Below are 18,346 nucleotides of genomic sequence, written 5' to 3'. Positions count from 1 at the left end.
ATGGAACCCGACCGTGACGTGCTGATCACCGACGTCGTGCTCCGTGACGGATTGCAGGACGAACCGACCATAGTGGCTGCCGAGGACCGCGTTCGGCTCGGCCGCTTGTTGCTCGCCGCCGGTCTCGGCTCCCTGGAGATCGGCGCATTCGTGAGCACGCGCAAGGTTCCGCAGATGACCGGAACCGACGCGGTGCTGCAAGTCCTCGCACGGGATGCCGCGGCTGCGCTGCACACCCTGGTGTTCACGGAGTTCGGCGCCCAGCAGGCGGTCGAGGCCGGGGCCCGTTCCGTCCGGTTCGTGGTCTCGGCGACCGACGGCCACAGCCGGGCGAACGCCGGGGTCACCACCGACGTCGCGCTCGACCGTCTCGCTCCGGCCGCCGAGGTGCTGCAGGACGCAGGCGTGAGGATCGAGGCGTCCATCGCGACCGCGTTCGTGTGCCCGTTCGACGGCGACACGCCGCCGGCGCAGGTCGCGAGCACGGCGAAGCGGCTGGTCCAGCTCGGTGCCGAGGTCGTGCATCTCGCCGACACCATCGGTGCGGCACACCCGGGCGCGATCACCCGCGGCGTCATGGCCGCCCGCGATGCGGTGCCCGAGGTGCCACTCGGCCTGCATCTCCACAACACCTACGGCATGGCCTCGGCGAACGCGTGGGCCGCTTTCGGGCTCGGGATCAGGCGTTTCGACGCGGCGCTCGGCGGAATCGGCGGATGCCCCTTCGCTCCCGGCGCGTCGGGCAACATCGCCACCGACGACCTCGTGCACTTCTTCCACCGCGAGGGTGTGCACACCGGGATCGACCCGGTGAAGCTGGCGGAGGCCCGCGATCTGCTCGCCGCGGTGGTCGGTCATCCGCTGCACTCCGCCCTGTCCCTCGTCGCGAAGCCCAGGGCGGCCGTCAGCGTGAACTGAGGTCCGGGCGGCCGGGGCCTCAGGGAGCGGTGTCGTCGAATGCCGGTTGCAGCGCCGATGGCGGCACCAGGCCCCATCCTTCGAGCGCCTTGCGTACCTGCTCGGCGGCGTCGATGTTCAAGGGGCCCGACGTCCAGAGGCCGTAGGGCAGGTTGAGGAACCGGTTCTGCTGCACCGCGGGCAGGTCCTTGATCCCGTCACGGGCGCGGAGCACGGCGACCTTCTCGCTGTAGGACTGCGGGGGGTAGTCCACGAAGAGGAACGCGTCGGGCCGGCTCGCCGCGATGCGCTCCCAGGACACCGAGGTCCAGGTGTCGGCGACGTCGTCGAGTGCGTTGCGGCCGCCCGCGGCCGTGATGATCCCCTGGGGCGCGCCGAAGCGACCGCTGGAGTAGACGGTGTCGGTGCCGCTGTCGAACAGGAAGATCGTCGGCGGGGTGCCGGCCTGCGGGGCCTGCCGCAGGGCGGCGAGGCGGGCACTGATGTCGTCCACGACCTTTCGTGCCTCGGCTTCCCGGCCGGTGATCGTGCCCAGGTTCGTGAGATCGTCGCGCAGCGCCGTCCACGGGTCGACGATTCCGCGGGCCCCGGTGTCCCCGGAGCGGCAGCTCTCGGTGAGGACGTACGGGGCGATGCCCTGGGCCCGCAGCCAGTTCGGGGTGAGGCCGTCGTCCTCGGCGTAGCCGTAGTTCCAGCCGGCCACCATCACGTCCGGGCGCTGGGCCAGCACCGTCTCACGCCCCGGGTACGACTGCGGCGAGACGTCGTGCAGCCCGTCGACCGCCGGCGCGCCGTAGTGACGGCGCAGCGTGTCGGCGTCGCGCTGGATGCTCGAGACCGCAGCGACGCGGTCCTGCGCCCCGATCGCGAGCACCATCGAGATCAGGTTGCCGTCGTTGACGAACATCCGCGACGCCGGTGCGGGGAACTCCGCGGGCGCCCCGCAGTTCGTGACGGTCACGGTGCCGTCCGGGGGAGCGCCGGCGGGCGCGGTGGTCTCACCGCTTCCGCACGCCGCCAGCGCGACCATCGAGCAGACCGACACCAGCACCGTCCGGAGGCGGGGTCGTCGAGGCATCGTTCCTCCAGGTGTGGGGCTGCAGCAGCAGATGGGTGGCGCCGGTGACGGGGTGGGTGACGCGGGTCGCGTCGACCCCGAACACCGTCCGCACGGTTTCGGGGGTGAGGGCGTCGTGCGGCGCGGCTGCCGGGCAGGCTCTGCCGTTGTGGAGCACGAGGATGCGGTCGCAGTGGTCGGCAGCCAGGTTCAGGTCGTGCATGGCCAGCACGACGGTCCGGCCGAGCCGTCGCACGAGGTGCAGCAGGGCGAACTGATGGCGCACGTCGAGGTGGTTGGTCGGCTCGTCGAGCAGCAGGAGGGCGGCGTCCTGGGCGAGACCGCGGGCCAGCACGACCCGTCTGCGCTCCCCGCCGGAGAGCTGCTCGACGGGTCGCTCCACGGCGTCGGCCATCTCGACCGCACGCAACGCCCGGCCGACTGCCTCGCGCTCGGCGGTGTCGCCACCCGCCCACGGTGAGCGGTGGGGCACCCGGCCGAGGGCCACGAACTCCCCGACGAGGAGATCGGCGGGAAGCTCCTCCTCCTGGCCGACGAAGGCGATCGAGCGCGCCCGGGCCCGGGCCGTCAGCCGGTGCACGGGCGTGCCGTCGAGCCGGACCTCACCGGCCGTGGCGGGCCGGATGCCGGCGAGGACGCGCAGCAGGGTGGACTTCCCGCTGCCGTTCGGGCCGACGATGCCGATCGTCTCGCCGGGGGCGACGTCGAGATCGACGTCGCGGAGGACCGTACGGCGCCCGATCGCACACGACACGGCGCTCGCGCTCAGGTGGGGCGTCATGACGTCGAGCCGAAGCGGTAGCGGCGCCGCCCCATCAGCACGAGGAAGACCGGAGCACCGATCAGGCCGGTCACGACGCTCAGCGGGACCTCGACGGGGCGCACCAGCACCCGGGCCGCGATGTCCACCAGCAGGAGGAAGACGGCTCCGGCGAGGGCGGCCACGGGCAGCATCGCGCGGTGGCGCGCGCCGACCAGGAGCCGCGCGACGTGCGGCAGGACGAGCCCGACGAAGCCGATGCCGCCGGAGACGGCCACGAGCACGCCGACGAGCGCGGCGAGCAGCACGAACAGCACGTTGCGGACCGCCCGGACCGGAACACCCAACGCGGCCGCCGTGTCCGAGCCCGCGGCGAGGGCGTCGAGCCATCCGCTGCCTGCGAGCAGCAGCCCACCGAGCACCACCACCGTGGCGAGGGGCAGCCACAGCTCGTCCCACGCGGCCCCCGACAGGCTCCCGAGCAGCCAGAACAGCACCGATTCGGCGGCGGCGCGGTCGGCGCTGCGAAACACCAGGAAGCTCGCCACCGCCGAGAACGCGGAGCCCAGAACGGTGCCGGTGAGGACGAGCCGCAGCGGCGTCAACCCGCCCTGCGCCAGTGCGACGGCGTACACGAGCAGCGCCGCGGCCAGCGCTCCGAGCAGCGCACCGGCCGAGAGCGACCAGGTGCCGGCCGCCGCCAGCGCTCCTGACGTGATGACCGCCGTGGCGCCGACAGCGGCGCCCGAGGACACCCCGAGCACGTAGGGGTCGGCGAGCGGGTTGCGGACCAGCGTCTGGATCCCCGCGCCCGCGATCGCGAGCCCGGCCCCGACGATGATCGCCAGCAGCGAGCGCGGTGCCCGCAGGTCCCAGACGATCGTGTCCTCGGCGAGATCCCGCGGCACGCCGCCGGTGAACCGGGAGTGCAGGACATCCAGCACCGCACCGGGCGGCAGGGTCTCGGCCCCTACACCGGCGGAGAGGATCGCCGCCACGACGAGCAGGACGGTGAGCACGGCAAGCACGGCGGGCGTCCTCAGGCGGCCCCGAACGCGTACGCCCGTCACCTGGTATGCCTCCCGCTCCCGCAACCGCACCCTGCGCGACAGTTGATCGACTGATCATATGGGCAGGTATTTGTCGTGATCAACCGCCCCCGGCTCGGGCGGCTGTACGGGGCGACCGTCGTCACGGTCGGACGACAGGAGCTCTCCGATCGGCCAGGCTCGTCTGTACGCGGAATCCCGCGGTAATGACAGAGCCGAGGGGAACCATGCCCGACACCACCGTGGCCGCAGTTCCGAACCAGGGTGAAACGGTCACCGTGAGCGCGTACCTGGCCACCCGCCTGTGCCAGCTCGACGGCCATCACGTCTTCGGTCTCCCCGGAGACTTCAGTCTCAGCATGCTCGACGAGATGCTCACGGTCCCAGGCGTCGAGTGGGTCGGCTGCACCAACGAGCTCAACGCGGCGTACGCCGCCGACGCCTACGCCAGGGCCCGCCGTGGCGTCGCTGCGGTGCTCACCACCTACGGCGTCGGCGAGCTGTCGGCGATGAACGGCGTGGCCGGAAGCTACGCCGAGGACGTGCCGGTGGTGCTCGTGTCGGGGATGCCGCCGAGTCGCGCACGGGCCGACGGGCTCCTGCTGCACCACACCCTGGTGGACGGCGACCACGACCACTTCGTCCGCGCCTACAGGGAGGTGACCGCGGCGGGCGCCGTCCTGCGTGCCGCAACAGCGGTGGCCGAGATCGACCGGATGCTGCTGACCGCGATCAACGAGTGCAAGCCCGTCTACCTCGGCATTCCGGCCGACGTCGCGGTGGCGCGCGTCCCGGCTGCGAACCTGGCCCTCCCGCTGCGCCGCTCGCCCAGCGACCCGACCTCCGTGCAGCAGTTCCGCGACGCACTGACGGCGCTGCTCGCCCAGCACCCCTCACTGACGGTCCTCGCCGGTCCGCGGGTGCACCGGCGGCGGCTGGAGGGTGAGCTCGCCGCCCTGGCCGACCTTCCCGGCGTGCGCATCGCGACGCAGGCCGGCGCGAAGGCGATGCTCGACGAGGCGCATCCCGCGAGCCTCGGCACCTACATGGGAGGCATGACCAGGTCGGAGATCACCAGGGACGCCGTCGACTTCGCGCCGCTGCTGGTGCTGGCCGGCACGACGCTGAGCGACGTCCTCACGGGGCTCTTCACCCACCGGTTCACGCCCGAGGACGCCGTCGAGCTCGGTTTCGAGACCGCCCGGATCGGCGCCTCCCTCTTCCACGGCGTGCGGATGGAGGACGCCGTCCGGATCCTGCACGAGACGGCCGCCGAGCGGGACTTCGCTCCGTTGCCTCCGCTTCCGCCGCTGACCAGGCCGGAGGTCGCGGAGGGACCGGCGTCGGACGCGCTGACGCAGGCTCAGCTCTGGGCGGAGATCCAGCAGTGGATGCCGGACGGGGTGACCGCGATCGCCGACGCGGGCACCGCCCTGTACGGCGCGCTGGGCTTGCAGATGTCGCACGACAGCGACCTGCTCGCGCAGCCGATCTGGTCCTCGATCGGCTACACCCTGCCGGCGACCCTCGGGATCTGCCTGGCCAGGCCGGAGAGCCGCAGCCTGCTGTTCATCGGCGACGGTGCCGCCCAGCTGACGGTGCAGGAGCTGGCCACGATCCTGCACCGCGGCCACACCCCGATCATCGTGCTCATCAACAACGCCGGGTACACGATCGAACGCGCGATCCAGAGCCCCAAAGCGGTGTACCAGGACATCACCCCGTGGGACTGGTCGGCCCTGCCGTCCGTGCTCGCACCTGGCGTGCCCTCGCTCACCAGTACGGTCCGTACCCGAGCGGAGCTCGCCGAGGCGCTCGTCGAGGCCCGGGAGTGCACGGACCGGCTGGTGCTCATCGAAGCGGTTCTGGATCCCTCCGACGCCCCCGAGATGCTCGTCGAGCTCGGCCGTGGGGCCGCGCGCGCGAACGGTGCGCCGTCCGTACCGGTCGAACAGGCAGGCCGGAGCACGGGTGATTCGTCCCGCTGACGGCGCGGGCAGGGCAAAAAACGGATCTTGCGCAACCGCGTCGCGGGGTGACGGACATCCCAGCTTGAGACGGTCTGCGCTGGGAAAGTCGTTGTAGCGTGCTAACTATCCGCGATTTTTTGGGGTGGGCATGCCCGAACTTGACCAGCGCCGCAAGATGGCGGTCTTGGCGATCTGCTGCATGGGGCTGTTCATCGTCGGGCTGGACAACACCATCGTCAACCTGGCCCTGCCCTCGATCGGCAACGAGCTGCAGGCCTCCGTGTCGAGCTTGCAATGGGTGATCGACGCCTACACGGTGGTGCTCGCGAGCTTCCTCATGCTGGCCGGCTCGACGGGCGACCGGATCGGCAGGAAGCGGGTCTTCCAGACGGGCCTGGTGCTCTTCAGCCTCGGATCACTGCTGTGCAGCATCGCCCCCGGAATCGGACTGCTGATCGTGTTCCGGATGCTGCAGGCGGTGGGCGGGTCGATGCTGAACCCGGTCGCATTGTCGATCATCACGAACGTCTTCATGGACCGTCGTGAGCGCGCCAAGGCCATCGGTGTCTGGGGTGCGGTCGTCGGTCTGAGCTGGGCGCTCGGGCCGGTGCTCGGCGGCCTCCTGGTGGACAGCATCGGCTGGCGGTCGGTCTTCTGGATCAACGTTCCGATCGGCCTGGCCGCCGTGCTGCTCGTCGCCCGGTTCGTCCCGGAGTCCCGCTCGGCCCGGCCCCGGCCGATCGACCCGGTCGGACAGCTGCTGCTGATCGTGCTGCTGGCCACCCTGACGTACGGGATCATCGAGGCGCCCGGCCAGGGCATCGAGTCGCCGTGGATCATCGCGAGCTTCCTGGTGGCGGTCGCGTCCGCCATCGCGTTCGTCGGCTACGAGAGGCGAGTGGACGAGCCGCTGCTGAACATGCGTTTCTTCGCGAGCCCGCCGTTCACGGGCGCCACGCTCATCGCGATCGGATCGTTCGCCGTGATGTCCGGGTTCCTCTTCCTCAACGCCCTGTACCTGCAGGAAGTGCGTGGGTACTCGCCGCTGCACGCAGGACTGCTCACGTTGCCGATGGCGGTGATGACCGGGGTGCTCGCGCCGCTGTCGGGCCGGCTCGTCGGAACCCACGGTCCACGGATCCCGCTGGCGGCCGGAGCCGTGGCGATCACAGCGGGCTCGCTGCTGCTCTCGGTGCTCACGGCACAGTCGTCGGTGGTGGAGGTCGTCCTCGCCTACACCGTGTTCGGCATCGGGTTCGGCTTCATCAACCCGCCGGTCTCCAACGCGGCCGTCTCGGGGATGCCCGCCTCGCAGGCGGGGGTCGCGGCGGCGGTGGCATCAACGAGCCGGCAGGTGGGGGCCACGCTCGGCGTGGCGGTGCTCGGTTCGGTGGTGACCGCGCGGATCGTCGGACCGCTGTCGACCGGCTTCGTCGCCGCCGCCCATCTGGGCTGGCTGATCATGGCCGGAGCGGGTGTGGCGATGTTCGTGATCGGCGTCGTGACCACGGGCAAGTGGGGGATGCGCAAGGCGCAGGTGTTCGACGAGGAGTTCCCCCAGGACGTGCCGGTCGCCCAGGGCGTGGCCGTCCAGTCGAGGTAGCCGGTCGCTCGCGTCACGGTGCGGCGTCGGTCGGTTCCTGCTCCGAACGCCTCGTGAGCGATCTGCCTGAAGCGCCGAGTGCCGTATCCTCGCGCTCATGGCACACGAAGTGGAGCGCATCGAGGTCGAGGTCGACGCGGCCACCGCGCGCTGGCTGCGCACCTGCGCCCGCACGCGCGGGGGCTCCATGGCCGAGGCTGCGGCCCGCCAGCTGCACGAGCTGGCGCTTGCCGACTCCGTGCGCCAGCACGCCGCCTGGTACGCCGAGCACCCCACGTACATCGAGGACGCCGAGGCCGAGCGGATCGCTTCCCTGTCGGCCTGACACGATCGCCGCCGTGCTGCGCGGCGAAATCTGGGTCTATCGGCCCGTCCTCGAACGTCCTGGCCAGTCCACGCTCCGCCTGATCGTCTCCGCGGACGGGATCAACCGTGACGAGACCACACCGACCGTCCGCGGGCTCCACATCAACGCCACCGATCCCGGCGGGCTGCTGTCCGCCCGGATCGACCCACACGGGTGGGCGTCAGCGATGTCCTCCGAGGCGGTGATGCGCCGGCGGCTCGTCGAGCACGTCGGCACGGCGACCCCGGAACAGATGGAAGCCGTCGAGGTGGCGGTCGCCGCCATGTACGGCCTACCGAGGTAGCCAGGGCCCTGGGGCCCGCGTGTCCGGAGGGTTGTGGGTCCCTGGCGGTGACATCGAGTGCTTCCCCGGCGGGCCCTGGCGATGTCGTCGATCGGCGGGGTCGGCTAGGACGTGCTGAGGACCGGGTTGCGCGCGGGCTCCGGGGCGCTCTCGGGCAGTAGGACCCGGTCGCTGTGTGTGTAGATGTTCATCGAGCCGTTGCGGATGAAGCCGACCATCGTCAGGCCGCACTCCTCAGCCAGCTCGATGGCGAGGGACGAGGGCGCCGACACGGCCGCGATGACCGGCACGCCCGCCATGACGGCCTTCTGGGCCAGCTCGAACGACGTGCGTCCGGAGACGGTGAGCACGAGGCCGCTCGCCGGCACCCGGCCCTGCAGCAGCGCCCACCCGAGCACCTTGTCCACGGCGTTGTGCCGACCGACGTCCTCGCGCACGACGAGGAGCTCACCCGTCGCGCTGAACAGCCCCGCAGCGTGCAGCCCGCCTGTGCGGTCGAACACCTGCTGGCGCCGGCGCAGCTCGTCGGGCAGGTCGGCGAGCACCTCGGCGGCCACTCGCGTCTCGTCGGCGATCGGGGAGTACCGGGAGCGCAGGCGCACGGCGTCGAGCGACGCCTTGCCGCACACACCGCACGAGGACGTGGTGTAGAAGTTGCGCTCCACGCCGGGGTCCGGGGTGGGCACGCCCGGCGCGAGGCCGACGTCGAGGACGTTGTAGGTGTTGCGGCCCTCGTCGTCGACGGAGTCGCAGTAGCGCGCGTCGCGGATGTCGGCGGCGCTCCCGATCACGCCCTCCGTGAGCAGGAAGCCGTGGGCGAGCTCGACGTCGTGGCCCGGCGTGCGCATCGTGACCGCCAGAGCGCGGCCACCGACCCGCAGCTCCAGTGGCTCCTCGACGGCGATGGAGTCGGGCCGTCGCACGGCCCCTTTCGCCGTCACGCGGAGTACCGGACGACGAGCGATCAGACGCCCCATGGGCGGGCTCCCGGGTCGAGAGGAAGGAGGCGCGCGGCGATTGCCGCGGCCGGACCAGGGTCGATCACGGCGAGCGCGTCGGCGACCGCGGCTCCGCGCAGCATCGCCGATCCGGCGTGCCCGACGGGAACGGCGCCTTGCGGGCCGACGAGCACCGGGACCAGCCGGGTGCTCATCGCATGGCGGGGAAGACCGCCCGGGACGGGCGCCGCGACCAGCGCAGGCAGCGGCTCCCCGCGCATCGCGGTGATGGCCGGGAGCGCGAGGGTGAGGAACGCGACGAGCGCGGCGAACGGGTTGCCGGGCAGCCCGACGACCAGCCGGCCGTCGGGCAGCTGGGCGAGCGCCTGTGGATGGCCGGGCCTGCAGGACACGCCGTCAACGAGGAGTTCCGCGTCGAGCGCGTCGAGCGCCGGACGCAGGTGGTCGGCCGGACCTGCCGACGACGACCCCGAGATGAGCACGAGGTCGGCGTCGGTGCCGGCCAGCGCTTCGAGAAGCAGAGCGCGGGAGTCGGGCAGCCGGACGTCGGGCATCGCGTCGGCACCGGCCCGTGCCAGGAGACCGGGCAGCATCGGGCCGATGGCGTCGCGCACGCGGCCGGGGCCCGGTGCACCCTCGGTGACCAGCTCGTTGCCCGTGATGATGGCCGCGACTCGTGGGCGCGGCCGGACCGGCAAGCGGCCCAGGCCCAGCGTGGCGACGAGCCCGAGCACAGCGGGGCGTACGAGCGTGCCGGCCGGCAGCAGCTCCTCACCGGCCGAGCACTCCTCACCCGCACGTCGCACGTTTGCGCCCGGTCTGAGCGCGCCGGCGAGCAGGTGCCCGTCAAGGACGGCGTCCTCGTCGGGCAGCACCGCCGTGGTGCCCGACGGGACGGCGGTGCCGGTGACCACGGCGCACGCCTCGCCGTCGCGCAGGTGCACGGACGGCACGCCGTCGACGTCGATCCGGCCCACGATCGTCCATGGGGCCGAACCGCACACGGCGTAGCCGTCCATGGCCGAGCGGTCCACCGGCGGCACGTTCGCCGGCGCCACCACAGGGGCGGCGAGGACCGTGCCGACGGCAGAGGCGAGGGGGACCGACCGGGCGGGCAGGGGCTGCCCGGCAGCGTGAGCGCGCTCGCGGGCCGCGTCCCAGGCGAGGGACGTAGTCGGCGGCGCGAACGCGGTGCTCATGAGCTCGCCCGGCCGAGCAGTTCGGCCGCGCGGAGCGCCACCGGGTCGAGCCCGTCGCCGCCCTCCGCCACGTGCTCCCGGAGCGCCCTCTTCATGCGCGGCTCCCAGAAGTCCCGCAGGTGCGCGGCGACCTCGGCGGCGGCCACCTCGAGCGGCTTGTGGCCGAACTGCTCCGCGACCTCGTTGGCCAGCCGGACGTGCGGAGGGACTGTGCTGATGGACATCGATCAGTCTCCTGCCGTGACGACCGGTCGCTGCGCCAGATCCTCGCGCACGGCGGCCTGCTCCGGTGTGAGGCCGACCTGGACGGCCGTGACCTTGTACTCGGGGCAGTTGGTGGCCCAGTCGGAGTTGTCGGTGGTGATGACGTTGGCTCCCGTGACCGGGTGGTGGAAGGTCGTGTAGCACACGCCGACCGGCATTCGTTCCGACAGTACCGCCCGAAGGGTGGTCTGTCCGACACGACTGGAGAGCGACACCATGTCGCCGTCGTTGACCCCACGCACCTCCGCGTCGTGCGGGTGCAGCTCGAGGATGTCCTCGGGGTGCCACGCGACGTTGGCGGTGCGGCGGGTCTGCGCGCCGACGTTGTACTGCGACAGGATCCGGCCGGTGGTGAGGATCAGCGGGAACTTCCGCGTGCTGCGCTCGCGGGTGGGCACGTAGACCGTCTCGACGAAACGGCCCTTGCCGCGCACGAACCCGGTCTCGTGCATGATCGGCGTGCCGTTCGGGGCCGCGTCGTTGCACGGCCACTGCACGCTGCCGACCTTGTCGAGGTGGGCGAAGGAGACACCGGCGAACGTCGGCGTGGTCATCGCGATCTCGTCCATGATCTGCGACGAGTTGTCGTAGTGCATCGGGTAGCCCATCGCCTGCGAGATCTCGCAGACGATCTCCCACTCCTGCTTGCCGGTCTGCGGCGCCATCACCGGGCGCACCCGGTTGATCCGCCGCTCGGCGTTGGTGAACGTGCCGTCCTTCTCCAGGAACGACGTGCCGGGCAGCAGCACGTGGGCGAACTTCGCCGTCTCGTTCACAAAGAGGTCCTGGACGACGAGCAGGTCCAGCGCGGCGAGCGCGGCGTGCACGTGGTTGGTGTTCGGGTCGGACTGGGCGATGTCCTCGCCCTGCACGAACAGCGCCCGGAACGAGCCCTCGATGGCCGAGTCGAACATGTTGGGGATGCGCAGGCCCGGCTCCTCGAGCAGCGGCACACCCCAGAGCTGCTCGTAGACGTCACGGACGCCGTCGTCGGACACGTGGCGGTAGCCCGGCAGCTCGTGCGGGAACGAGCCCATGTCGCAGGAGCCCTGAACGTTGTTCTGCCCGCGCAGCGGGTTGACCCCCACGCCGTCGCGGCCGATGTTGCCGGTGGCCATCGCGAGGTTCGCCATGCCCATGACCGTGGTCGAGCCCTGGCTGTGCTCGGTGACACCGAGGCCGTAGTAGATGGCGCCGTTGCCGGCCTCGGCGTAGAGCCGGGCCGCGGCGCGGACCTCGGCGGCGGGAACCCCGGTGATCTCCTCGACGGCCTCGGGGCTGTGCTCCGGCTGCGCGATGAACTTCTCCCACGCCTCGACGTCCTCGCAGCGCTCCTGCACGAACTGCCGGTCGACGAGGCCCTCTGTGACGATGACGTGCGAGATCGCGTTGACGATCGCGACGTTGGTGCCGGGCGCGAGCTGCAGGTGGTGGGTGGCCTCGATGTGAGGGGAGCGGACGAGGTCGATGCGCCGCGGGTCGATGACGATCAGCTTGGCGCCCTGACGCAGCCGCCGCTTCATCCGTGAGGCGAACACGGGGTGGCCGTCGGTGGGGTTGGCCCCGATCACCATGATCACGTCGGCCTTGGCGACGGACTTGAAGTCCTGCGTGCCGGCCGAGGTGCCGAAGGTCTGCTTGAGCCCGTAGCCGGTGGGGGAGTGGCAGACGCGGGCGCAGGTGTCGACGTTGTTGTTGCCGAAGACCGCGCGCACCATCTTCTGGACGACGTAGACCTCTTCGTTCGTCGTCCGGGACGAGGTGATCGCGCCGATCGAGCTCGAGCCGTGCTCGGCCTGGATCTCCCGCAGCCGCCGCGCCGTGAACTGGATGGCCTCGTCCCAGGAGACCTCGCGCCACGGGTCGGTGATCGAGTCGCGCAGCATCGGGGACATCACGCGGTCGGGGTGGCTGGCGTAGCCGAACGCGAACCGGCCCTTGACGCAGGAGTGGCCCTCGTTGGCGCCACCGTCCTTGAAGGGCACCATCCGGACCAGCTCGTCGCCGCGCAGCTCGGCCTTGAACGAGCAACCGACGCCGCAGTACGCGCAGGTGGTGACCACGGAGCGGGTGGGCATGCCCAGCTGGACCACCGACTTCTCCTGCAGCGTGGCCGTGGGGCAGGCCTGCACGCACGCGCCGCAGGAGACGCAGTCGGACTCCATGAACGAGACGCCGGCGCCCGCGGCGACCTTCGAGTCGAAGCCGCGGCCCTCGATCGTGAGGGCCAGGGTGCCCTGCACCTCGTCACAGGCGCGGACACAACGGGAGCACGCGATGCACTTCGAGGCGTCGAAGTCGAAGTAGGGGTTGGACGTGTCCTTGGGGGCGTCCATGTGGTTGGCGCCGGCATCGACACCGGATCCGTAGCGGACCTCGCGCAGCCCCGTGACGCCTGCCATGTCCTGCAGCTCGCAGTCGCCGTTGGCCGAGCAGGTGAGGCAGTCGAGCGGGTGGTCGGAGATGTAGAGCTCCATGACCCCGCGGCGCAGCTTCCCGAGCTTCTCGGTCTGCGTGCGCACCACCATGCCGGGGGCGACCGGCGTGGTGCAGGACGCCGGCGTGCCGCGGGCGCCGTCGATCTCGACGACGCACAGCCGGCAGGAGCCGAAGGCCTCGAGGCTGTCGGTGGCGCAGAGCTTGGGGATGTCGAGCCCGGCCTCCTTGGCCGCGCGCATGACCGACGTTCCCGGTGGCACGGTCACGGCCACGCCGTCGATGGTTACCTCGACGGTGGCCGCGCCCTCGCGGGCGGGCGTTCCGAAGTCGGGCTCCTTGAGCAGAGTCATCGCGCTCCCTCGCTTCGCTCGGTCGTGGCTTCGACGAGTCGCTGTGTCGATGACTCGCTCGCGAGCTCGCTCATGGTGTGCCCCCGTCGGTTGTTCCTGTGGTGGTGGTCGCCGGGACGCCGAAGTCCTCGCCGAAGTGGCGGACCGCGCTCAACACCGGCATGGGGGTGAGCCCACCCATGGCGCAGAGGGATCCGTCGGTCATGAGCTCACACAGGTCGTCGAGCAGCACGAGGTTCTTCGTGCGGTCCTCACCTGCGCGGATACGGTCGATCGTCTCGACACCGCGGACGGCGCCGACGCGGCAGGGTGTGCATTTACCGCACGACTCCTCCGCGCAGAAGGAGAAGGCGAACCGTGCCATCGCGGCCATGTCCACCGTGTCGTCGAACACGACCACGCCGCCGTGGCCGAGCATGGCGCCCGCCGCGGCGAACGACTCGTAGTCCATCGGCAGGTGGAACTGCTCCGCCGGGACGTACGCCCCGAGCGGTCCGCCGACCTGCATCGCACGCACCGGCCGGCCGGAGGCCGTGCCGCCGCCGAGGTCCTGCACGAGCTCGCCGAGCGTGATCCCGAAGGGCGTCTCGAAGATGCCGCCGTGGGCGATGTTGCCGCCGAGCTGGAAGACGCTGGTGCCGCGCGAGCGGCCGGTGCCCAGCTCCGCGTACGCGGCGGCGCCGTGGGCGAGGATCGCAGGCACCGAGCCGAGCGACAGCACGTTGTTGACGACGGTGGGGCGGCCGAAGAGGCCCTCGAGGGCGGGGATCGGCGGCTTCGCGCGCACCGTGCCTCGCTTGCCCTCGAGGCTCTCCAGCATCGAGGTCTCTTCACCGCAGATGTAGGCGCCCGCGCCGACCCGCACGAACATGTCGAACGTCAGGTCGGAGCCGAGCACCCGCTCGCCGAGCAGGCCGCGCTGCCGGGCGGACTCGATGGCCGCGTTCAGCGCCTCGACGGCCTCCGGGTACTCCGAGCGCACGTAGATGTAGCCCTCGGTGGCGCCGACGGCGTAGGCGGCGATCGTCATGCCCTCGATGAGGGTGAACGGGTCGCCCTCCATCAGCATGCGGTCGGCGAACGTGCCCGAGTCGCCCTCGTCGGCGTTGCAGCAGACGAACTTGACGTCCGATTCGGCGCCGAGCACCGTGCGCCATTTGATGCCCGTGGGGAAGCCCGCGCCGCCGCGGCCGCGCAGGCCGGAGTCCACGACCTCCTCGACGACCTCGGCCGGGGTCTTCGCGAGCGCGGCCCGGAGCCCGGCGTAGCCGCCGTGGGCCTCGTAGTCGTCGACAGAGCGTGGGTCCACGATCCCGACGCGGGCGAACGTCACCCGCTGCTGACGCTGCATCCACGGCAGGTCCTCGACGAGTCCGAGGCCTTCCGGTGCGGCGTCCAGCAGGCCCGCGGCGACCAGGCCGTCGACCTCCTCCGGCGCGACCGGCCCGTACCCGACGCGGCCCTGCGCCGTCTCGATCTCGACCAGCGGCTCCAGCCAGAGCATTCCGCGCGAACCGGTGCGGACCACCTCGACGTCACGGCCTGCGGTGCCGGCGGCAGCGGCGATCCGCTCGGCAACCTCGTCGGCACCGACCGACAGCGCGGCGGAGTCCCGCGGCACGAACACCCGCACACGATCAGTCATCGGGCTTCTCCCAGCAGTGCGTCGAGGCGGGCGGGGGTGACCCGGCCGTGCAGCCGGTCGCCCACCTGCACCGCCGGACCGAGAGCGCAGTTGCCGAGGCAGAAGACCTCGTCGAGCGTGACAGCGCCGTCGGAGGTGGTCTCACCGAAACCGACGCCGGTGCGTCGCTTCGCGTGCTCGCCGAGCGCCTCGGCGCCGACCGCCTGGCAGGCCTCCGCCTGGCACACCCGCACCGTGGTGCGGCCGCCGGCGGCGCGCCGGAAGTCGCGGTAGAAGGTGACGACGCCGTGAACCTCGGCGACCGCGAGGTTGAGTACGTCGGCGATCACCGGTACGTCCGCCGGATCGATGTACTCCAGGTCTTCCTGTATCGCGTGGAGTATCGGCAAAAGCGGGCCGCGCACGTCCCGCAGCGTTGTCGCGATATTGCGCACGTGCTCAGCGCGTACTGCCGCGAGATCCGTGACGTCCGTCGTCATGGTCGCGAGTGTCCCGCTCTGAGGTGCCACAGTTCAAAGCAATCTTGCCTATCCCGTGATAAGCGGGAGCTATGAACGGCGGACGTGGCGACGCAGCAGCTGGTCGAGGGCGGCACGCATGTCGACCGACCCCGCGACGTCGAGCAATGCACGCGCGAGCATCGGCTCAGGAACGCGGTCGGGAAGGACCAGGCCGATGCGATGGCTCGAGGCCGGCGGGATCATGGGAACGATGCGCATCCCATCAGGGACGCCGAACAGATGCAACCATGCGTGCGCGATGATCGTCGACCACCGGTGGGTGGCGACATGCGCGTAGAGCACCGACACCGCGTCGGCCTCCAGCATCGGTTCCACCGCGACTCCTGCGTCGGTGAAGGCGCGGTCGATGATCCGCCGGTTCTCCATGTCCGGCGACAGCAGACAGAGCGGCAGCGTCGCAGCGTCGTCCCACGCGGCGGTGGTCCGCTCGGCGAGCGGCGAGTCGTCGGGCGTCAGCAGCAGGTAGCGCTCCGGGTAGAGCGGGACGGTGCGCACCGCGCCGCCGAGCGGTTCACCGTCGACATAGGTCATACCGACGTCGAGCTCGTACTCGGCCAGCCTGCGCACGATCTCGCGGGAGGACAACGACTCGAAGGAGATCCGCACCCGCCCGTGCAGCTCGCTGAACGGGCCGGTGAGCAGGGGAGCGGCGGTGAGCGCCGTCGGGATGGCGCCGATGCGGAGCCGGCCGGTGAGACCACCTGCCATCCGGTCCAGGTCCTGCCGCAGCGCGTCGCGGTCGGCGAGCATGCGGTGTGCCCACAGCACCACCCGCTCGCCCTCCGGTGTGAAGCCGCCGAAGCGCCGCTCCCGCCGCACGATCTGCACCCCGAGATCGGCCTCCAGCCTGCGGATCGCCGCAGACAGCGCCGGCTGCGAGACGTGGCACGCGGCCGCCGCTCGGGCGAAATGACGTTCCCGCGCGAGGGCGCTGAGATATTCCAGCTGGCGCAGGAGCACCGGACAGGGATACCGGCGCGGAGGCAGAAGCGCAAAGCCGGGGTCGCGCACCCGCCCCACGAGTCGCCCGCTCCCGTCCGAGATCGAGGTGAGGGCCCCGTGAGGACGGATCCGCGGACCTCGCGGTGACCAGGCCGTGACGTGGTCGGGCTCCGCGTCCGGTGCTCGACGGCCGAGCGTCAGCAATGCCCTGTTCATCCGATCATGCGAGCATGATCCGGTTCGTGGTGTCCGCTGTGGCACAGTTCTGCGGCAGTAGCCAGTGGAGGGCCTCGTATGCCTCGATCGTCACGTCCGGTCCGGCGCGCTGTGCTGGTGGCCGCGAGTGTGCTGCTCGCTGGGGCGCTGACCGCCGCCACCAGCGGCGGGGGCGACGGAGACGGCGGGGACACCGGCCCCGAGCCGGTCGCGGTGCAGCTGCTCGCACTCAACGACTTCCACGGCAACCTCGAACCGCCGACAGGATCCAGCGGCACGATCGCCGGCGCCCCGGCCGGTGGTGTGGAGTACCTCGCCACCCAGCTCGCGCAGCTCGCCGGTCAGGTACAGCAGGAGAACACGATCACCGTGGCCGCCGGTGACCTCATCGGGGCCTCGCCGCTGCTGTCGGCCGCGTTCCACGACGAACCGTCGATCGAGGCACTCGGACTCGCCGGGCTCGACCTGGCGAGCGTGGGCAACCACGAGTTCGACGAAGGCGCCGACGAGTTGCTGCGCATCCAGAACGGAGGCTGCCACCCCGCCGACGGCTGCGCCGACCAGGAACGGCCGTACAAGGGCGCGGAGTTCCAGTACCTCTCGGCCAACGCTTTCGTCACAGATACCGGCGAACCGCTGCTGGCGCCGTACGCGATCAAGGAGGTCGGCGGCGTCCGCATCGGGTTCATCGGAATGACCCTGGAGGGGACGCCGGGCATCGTCACGCGGTCCGGCGTGGCCGGGCTGGAGTTCCGCGACGAGATCGAGACCGGCAACCGGTACGCGGAGGAGCTGCAGAAGCAGGGCGTCGAGGCGATCGTGGTGCTCCTGCACGAGGGCGGCACGCAGGCCCCGAATGCGGGCATCAACGACTGCACCGGGCTGCAGGGGCCGATCGTCCCCATCGCCGAAGGGTTCTCCCCGGCGATCGACGTGGTGGTCAGCGGCCACACCCACCAGGCCTACAACTGCGTGATCGCGGGCAAGGTCGTCACCAGCGCGAGCTCGTTCGGGCGCCTGATCACCGACATCGACCTGCAGATCGACCCCGCCACCGGCAACGTGCTGATGGCCACGGCCACCAACGTGGTCGTGGGACGCGACGTCCCGGCCGATCCGGCGGAGACCGAGCTCGTCGCGCGGTACCGCACGCTGCTCGGGCCGATCGCCTCCCGTCAGGTGGGCGAGACCACGGGCGCTCTCACCCGCGCCCAGGAGCCGCTGTTCGGCACCCTGGTGGGCGAGTCGTCGCTGGGCAACCTCATCGCCGACGCCCAGCTCGCCGCCACCGACCAGGAGCAGGGCGCGGTGGCCGCGTTCATGAACCCCGGTGGCGTGCGCGCCGACCTGGACGCCGGCCCCGTCACCTACGAGGAAGCCTTCACCGTCCAGCCCTTCAACAACTACCTGACCACGGTGGACCTCACCGGCGCGCAGCTCGACTGCCTGCTGGAACAGCAGTTCGTGGCCGAACGCACGCTGCAGCCGTCGGCGTCGGTGGCCTACACGGTCGATCCCGGCGGGGTGTCGGGCACGGCCGCCGATCCCTGCTCGGGCACCCGCGTCGGCGCACTCAGCATCGCCGGCACGCCCGTCGACCCCGCGGCCACCTACCGGATCACCGTCAACAGCTTCCTTGCCGACGGCGGCGACGGCTTCTCCGTGCTGACCCAGGGCGCGAACCGGGTGGTGGGCGGCCTCGACATCGACGGTCTCGCCGCGTACCTGACCGAGGTGGGCCCGGTCGCACCCCCGGCCACCGACCGGATCACCGTGTCCTGAC

At 71.4% G+C, this 18,346-nt stretch carries 16 protein-coding genes; 6 read left to right on the top strand and 10 right to left on the bottom strand.

Going from position 1 to position 18,346, the window contains the following annotated elements; all coding sequences use genetic code 11:
- Positions 1 to 918, top strand: a complete 918-nt coding sequence (locus MMF94_RS03980; protein WP_241034856.1) for a hydroxymethylglutaryl-CoA lyase — start codon at positions 1 to 3, stop codon at positions 916 to 918.
- 19 nt (positions 919 to 937) lie between these two features.
- Here the strand turns inward: MMF94_RS03980 and MMF94_RS03975 are convergent, their stop codons facing one another.
- From MMF94_RS03975 to MMF94_RS03965, 3 genes are read right to left on the bottom strand one after another with little or no spacing between them, the layout of a single operon-like run.
- Entirely contained in the window at positions 938 to 1,996 is a 1,059-nt protein-coding gene (locus MMF94_RS03975) for an ABC transporter substrate-binding protein (protein ID WP_241034855.1), read from the bottom strand.
- The gene (locus tag MMF94_RS03970; protein WP_241034854.1) at positions 1,917 to 2,777 is read right to left on the bottom strand and encodes an ABC transporter ATP-binding protein; all 861 of its coding nucleotides are present in this window, start codon (positions 2,775 to 2,777) and stop codon (positions 1,917 to 1,919) included. The genes MMF94_RS03975 and MMF94_RS03970 overlap by 80 nt, the downstream gene beginning before the upstream one ends.
- Positions 2,774 to 3,784 (bottom strand): FecCD family ABC transporter permease, encoded by a 1,011-nt coding sequence (locus tag MMF94_RS03965; RefSeq protein WP_241034853.1) that lies wholly within the window; start codon positions 3,782 to 3,784, stop codon positions 2,774 to 2,776. Before MMF94_RS03965 ends, MMF94_RS03970 begins: the two co-directional genes overlap by 4 nt.
- A gap of 248 nt (positions 3,785 to 4,032) precedes the next feature.
- Between MMF94_RS03965 and MMF94_RS03960 the strand changes: the two genes are divergently transcribed.
- The 4 genes from MMF94_RS03960 to MMF94_RS03945 all read left to right on the top strand — a co-directional run bounded on the left by MMF94_RS03960 (position 4,033) and on the right by MMF94_RS03945 (position 8,028).
- Positions 4,033 to 5,793 carry an alpha-keto acid decarboxylase family protein gene (locus MMF94_RS03960; RefSeq protein WP_241034852.1) on the top strand — a complete coding sequence of 587 codons (1,761 nt, stop codon included), beginning with the start codon at positions 4,033 to 4,035 and terminating at the stop codon, positions 5,791 to 5,793.
- 130 nt (positions 5,794 to 5,923) lie between these two features.
- Positions 5,924 to 7,378: an MFS transporter gene (locus MMF94_RS03955; protein ID WP_241034851.1), complete on the top strand. Its 1,455-nt coding sequence runs from the start codon at positions 5,924 to 5,926 to the stop codon at positions 7,376 to 7,378.
- A gap of 97 nt (positions 7,379 to 7,475) precedes the next feature.
- Positions 7,476 to 7,703 carry a hypothetical protein gene (locus tag MMF94_RS03950; RefSeq protein WP_241034850.1) on the top strand — a complete coding sequence of 76 codons (228 nt, stop codon included), beginning with the start codon at positions 7,476 to 7,478 and terminating at the stop codon, positions 7,701 to 7,703.
- A 13-nt stretch (positions 7,704 to 7,716) separates the two neighbouring features.
- The gene (locus tag MMF94_RS03945) at positions 7,717 to 8,028 is read left to right on the top strand and encodes a hypothetical protein (RefSeq protein ID WP_241034849.1); all 312 of its coding nucleotides are present in this window, start codon (positions 7,717 to 7,719) and stop codon (positions 8,026 to 8,028) included.
- Positions 8,029 to 8,132: 104 nt separating this feature from the next.
- On the opposite strand, the gene fdhD is transcribed toward MMF94_RS03945, so the two are convergent.
- From fdhD to MMF94_RS03905, 7 genes are all read right to left on the bottom strand, one after another.
- Entirely contained in the window at positions 8,133 to 9,005 is an 873-nt protein-coding gene (gene fdhD / locus MMF94_RS03940) for a formate dehydrogenase accessory sulfurtransferase FdhD (protein ID WP_241034848.1), read from the bottom strand.
- Positions 8,993 to 10,186: a molybdopterin molybdotransferase MoeA gene (locus MMF94_RS03935; protein ID WP_241034847.1), complete on the bottom strand. Its 1,194-nt coding sequence runs from the start codon at positions 10,184 to 10,186 to the stop codon at positions 8,993 to 8,995. Before MMF94_RS03935 ends, fdhD begins: the two co-directional genes overlap by 13 nt.
- Complete coding sequence (locus tag MMF94_RS03930; protein WP_241034846.1) at positions 10,183 to 10,410, bottom strand: formate dehydrogenase subunit delta; 228 nt, start codon at positions 10,408 to 10,410, stop codon at positions 10,183 to 10,185. Before MMF94_RS03930 ends, MMF94_RS03935 begins: the two co-directional genes overlap by 4 nt.
- A gap of 3 nt (positions 10,411 to 10,413) precedes the next feature.
- Entirely contained in the window at positions 10,414 to 13,239 is a 2,826-nt protein-coding gene (gene fdhF, locus MMF94_RS03925; protein WP_277398641.1) for a formate dehydrogenase subunit alpha, read from the bottom strand.
- Positions 13,240 to 13,309: 70 nt separating this feature from the next.
- On the bottom strand, positions 13,310 to 14,884 hold the full coding sequence (locus MMF94_RS03915) for a formate dehydrogenase beta subunit (protein ID WP_241034845.1): 1,575 nt from the start codon (positions 14,882 to 14,884) through the stop codon (positions 13,310 to 13,312).
- Positions 14,881 to 15,363, bottom strand: a complete 483-nt coding sequence (locus MMF94_RS03910) for an NAD(P)H-dependent oxidoreductase subunit E (RefSeq protein WP_241034844.1) — start codon at positions 15,361 to 15,363, stop codon at positions 14,881 to 14,883. Before MMF94_RS03910 ends, MMF94_RS03915 begins: the two co-directional genes overlap by 4 nt.
- Before the next feature lie 69 nt (positions 15,364 to 15,432).
- Entirely contained in the window at positions 15,433 to 16,365 is a 933-nt protein-coding gene (locus MMF94_RS03905) for a LysR family transcriptional regulator (protein WP_241034843.1), read from the bottom strand.
- A gap of 276 nt (positions 16,366 to 16,641) precedes the next feature.
- Here MMF94_RS03905 and MMF94_RS03900 point away from each other — a divergent pair, with 276 nt between their 5' ends.
- Entirely contained in the window at positions 16,642 to 18,345 is a 1,704-nt protein-coding gene (locus MMF94_RS03900; protein WP_241034842.1) for a bifunctional metallophosphatase/5'-nucleotidase, read from the top strand.
- The last annotated feature ends 1 nt before the right edge of the window (position 18,346 follow it).

The sequence above is a fragment of the Pseudonocardia alaniniphila genome, assembly GCF_022524485.1.
Taxonomy (GTDB): Bacteria; Actinomycetota; Actinomycetes; order Mycobacteriales; family Pseudonocardiaceae; genus Pseudonocardia; species Pseudonocardia alaniniphila.
This window is presented reverse-complemented; position numbering and strand designations above follow the sequence as displayed.

Excerpts from the sequence above, each read along its gene's own strand:
- MMF94_RS03935 (WP_241034847.1), bottom strand. The coding sequence starts at position 10,186 with ATGAGCACCGCGTTCGCGCCGCCGACTACGTCCCTCGCCTGGGACGCG.
- MMF94_RS03970 (WP_241034854.1), bottom strand. The coding sequence starts at position 2,777 with ATGACGCCCCACCTGAGCGCGAGCGCCGTGTCGTGTGCGATCGGGCGC.
- MMF94_RS03955 (WP_241034851.1), top strand. The coding sequence starts at position 5,924 with ATGCCCGAACTTGACCAGCGCCGCAAGATGGCGGTCTTGGCGATCTGC.
- MMF94_RS03960 (WP_241034852.1), top strand. The coding sequence starts at position 4,033 with ATGCCCGACACCACCGTGGCCGCAGTTCCGAACCAGGGTGAAACGGTC.
- MMF94_RS03900 (WP_241034842.1), top strand. The coding sequence starts at position 16,642 with ATGCCTCGATCGTCACGTCCGGTCCGGCGCGCTGTGCTGGTGGCCGCG.
- MMF94_RS03930 (WP_241034846.1), bottom strand. The coding sequence starts at position 10,410 with ATGTCCATCAGCACAGTCCCTCCGCACGTCCGGCTGGCCAACGAGGTC.
- MMF94_RS03950 (WP_241034850.1), top strand. The coding sequence starts at position 7,476 with ATGGCACACGAAGTGGAGCGCATCGAGGTCGAGGTCGACGCGGCCACC.
- fdhF (WP_277398641.1), bottom strand. The coding sequence starts at position 13,239 with ATGACTCTGCTCAAGGAGCCCGACTTCGGAACGCCCGCCCGCGAGGGC.
- fdhD (WP_241034848.1), bottom strand. The coding sequence starts at position 9,005 with ATGGGGCGTCTGATCGCTCGTCGTCCGGTACTCCGCGTGACGGCGAAA.
- MMF94_RS03980 (WP_241034856.1), top strand. The coding sequence starts at position 1 with ATGGAACCCGACCGTGACGTGCTGATCACCGACGTCGTGCTCCGTGAC.
- MMF94_RS03975 (WP_241034855.1), bottom strand. The coding sequence starts at position 1,996 with ATGCCTCGACGACCCCGCCTCCGGACGGTGCTGGTGTCGGTCTGCTCG.
- MMF94_RS03915 (WP_241034845.1), bottom strand. The coding sequence starts at position 14,884 with ATGACTGATCGTGTGCGGGTGTTCGTGCCGCGGGACTCCGCCGCGCTG.
- MMF94_RS03910 (WP_241034844.1), bottom strand. The coding sequence starts at position 15,363 with ATGACGACGGACGTCACGGATCTCGCGGCAGTACGCGCTGAGCACGTG.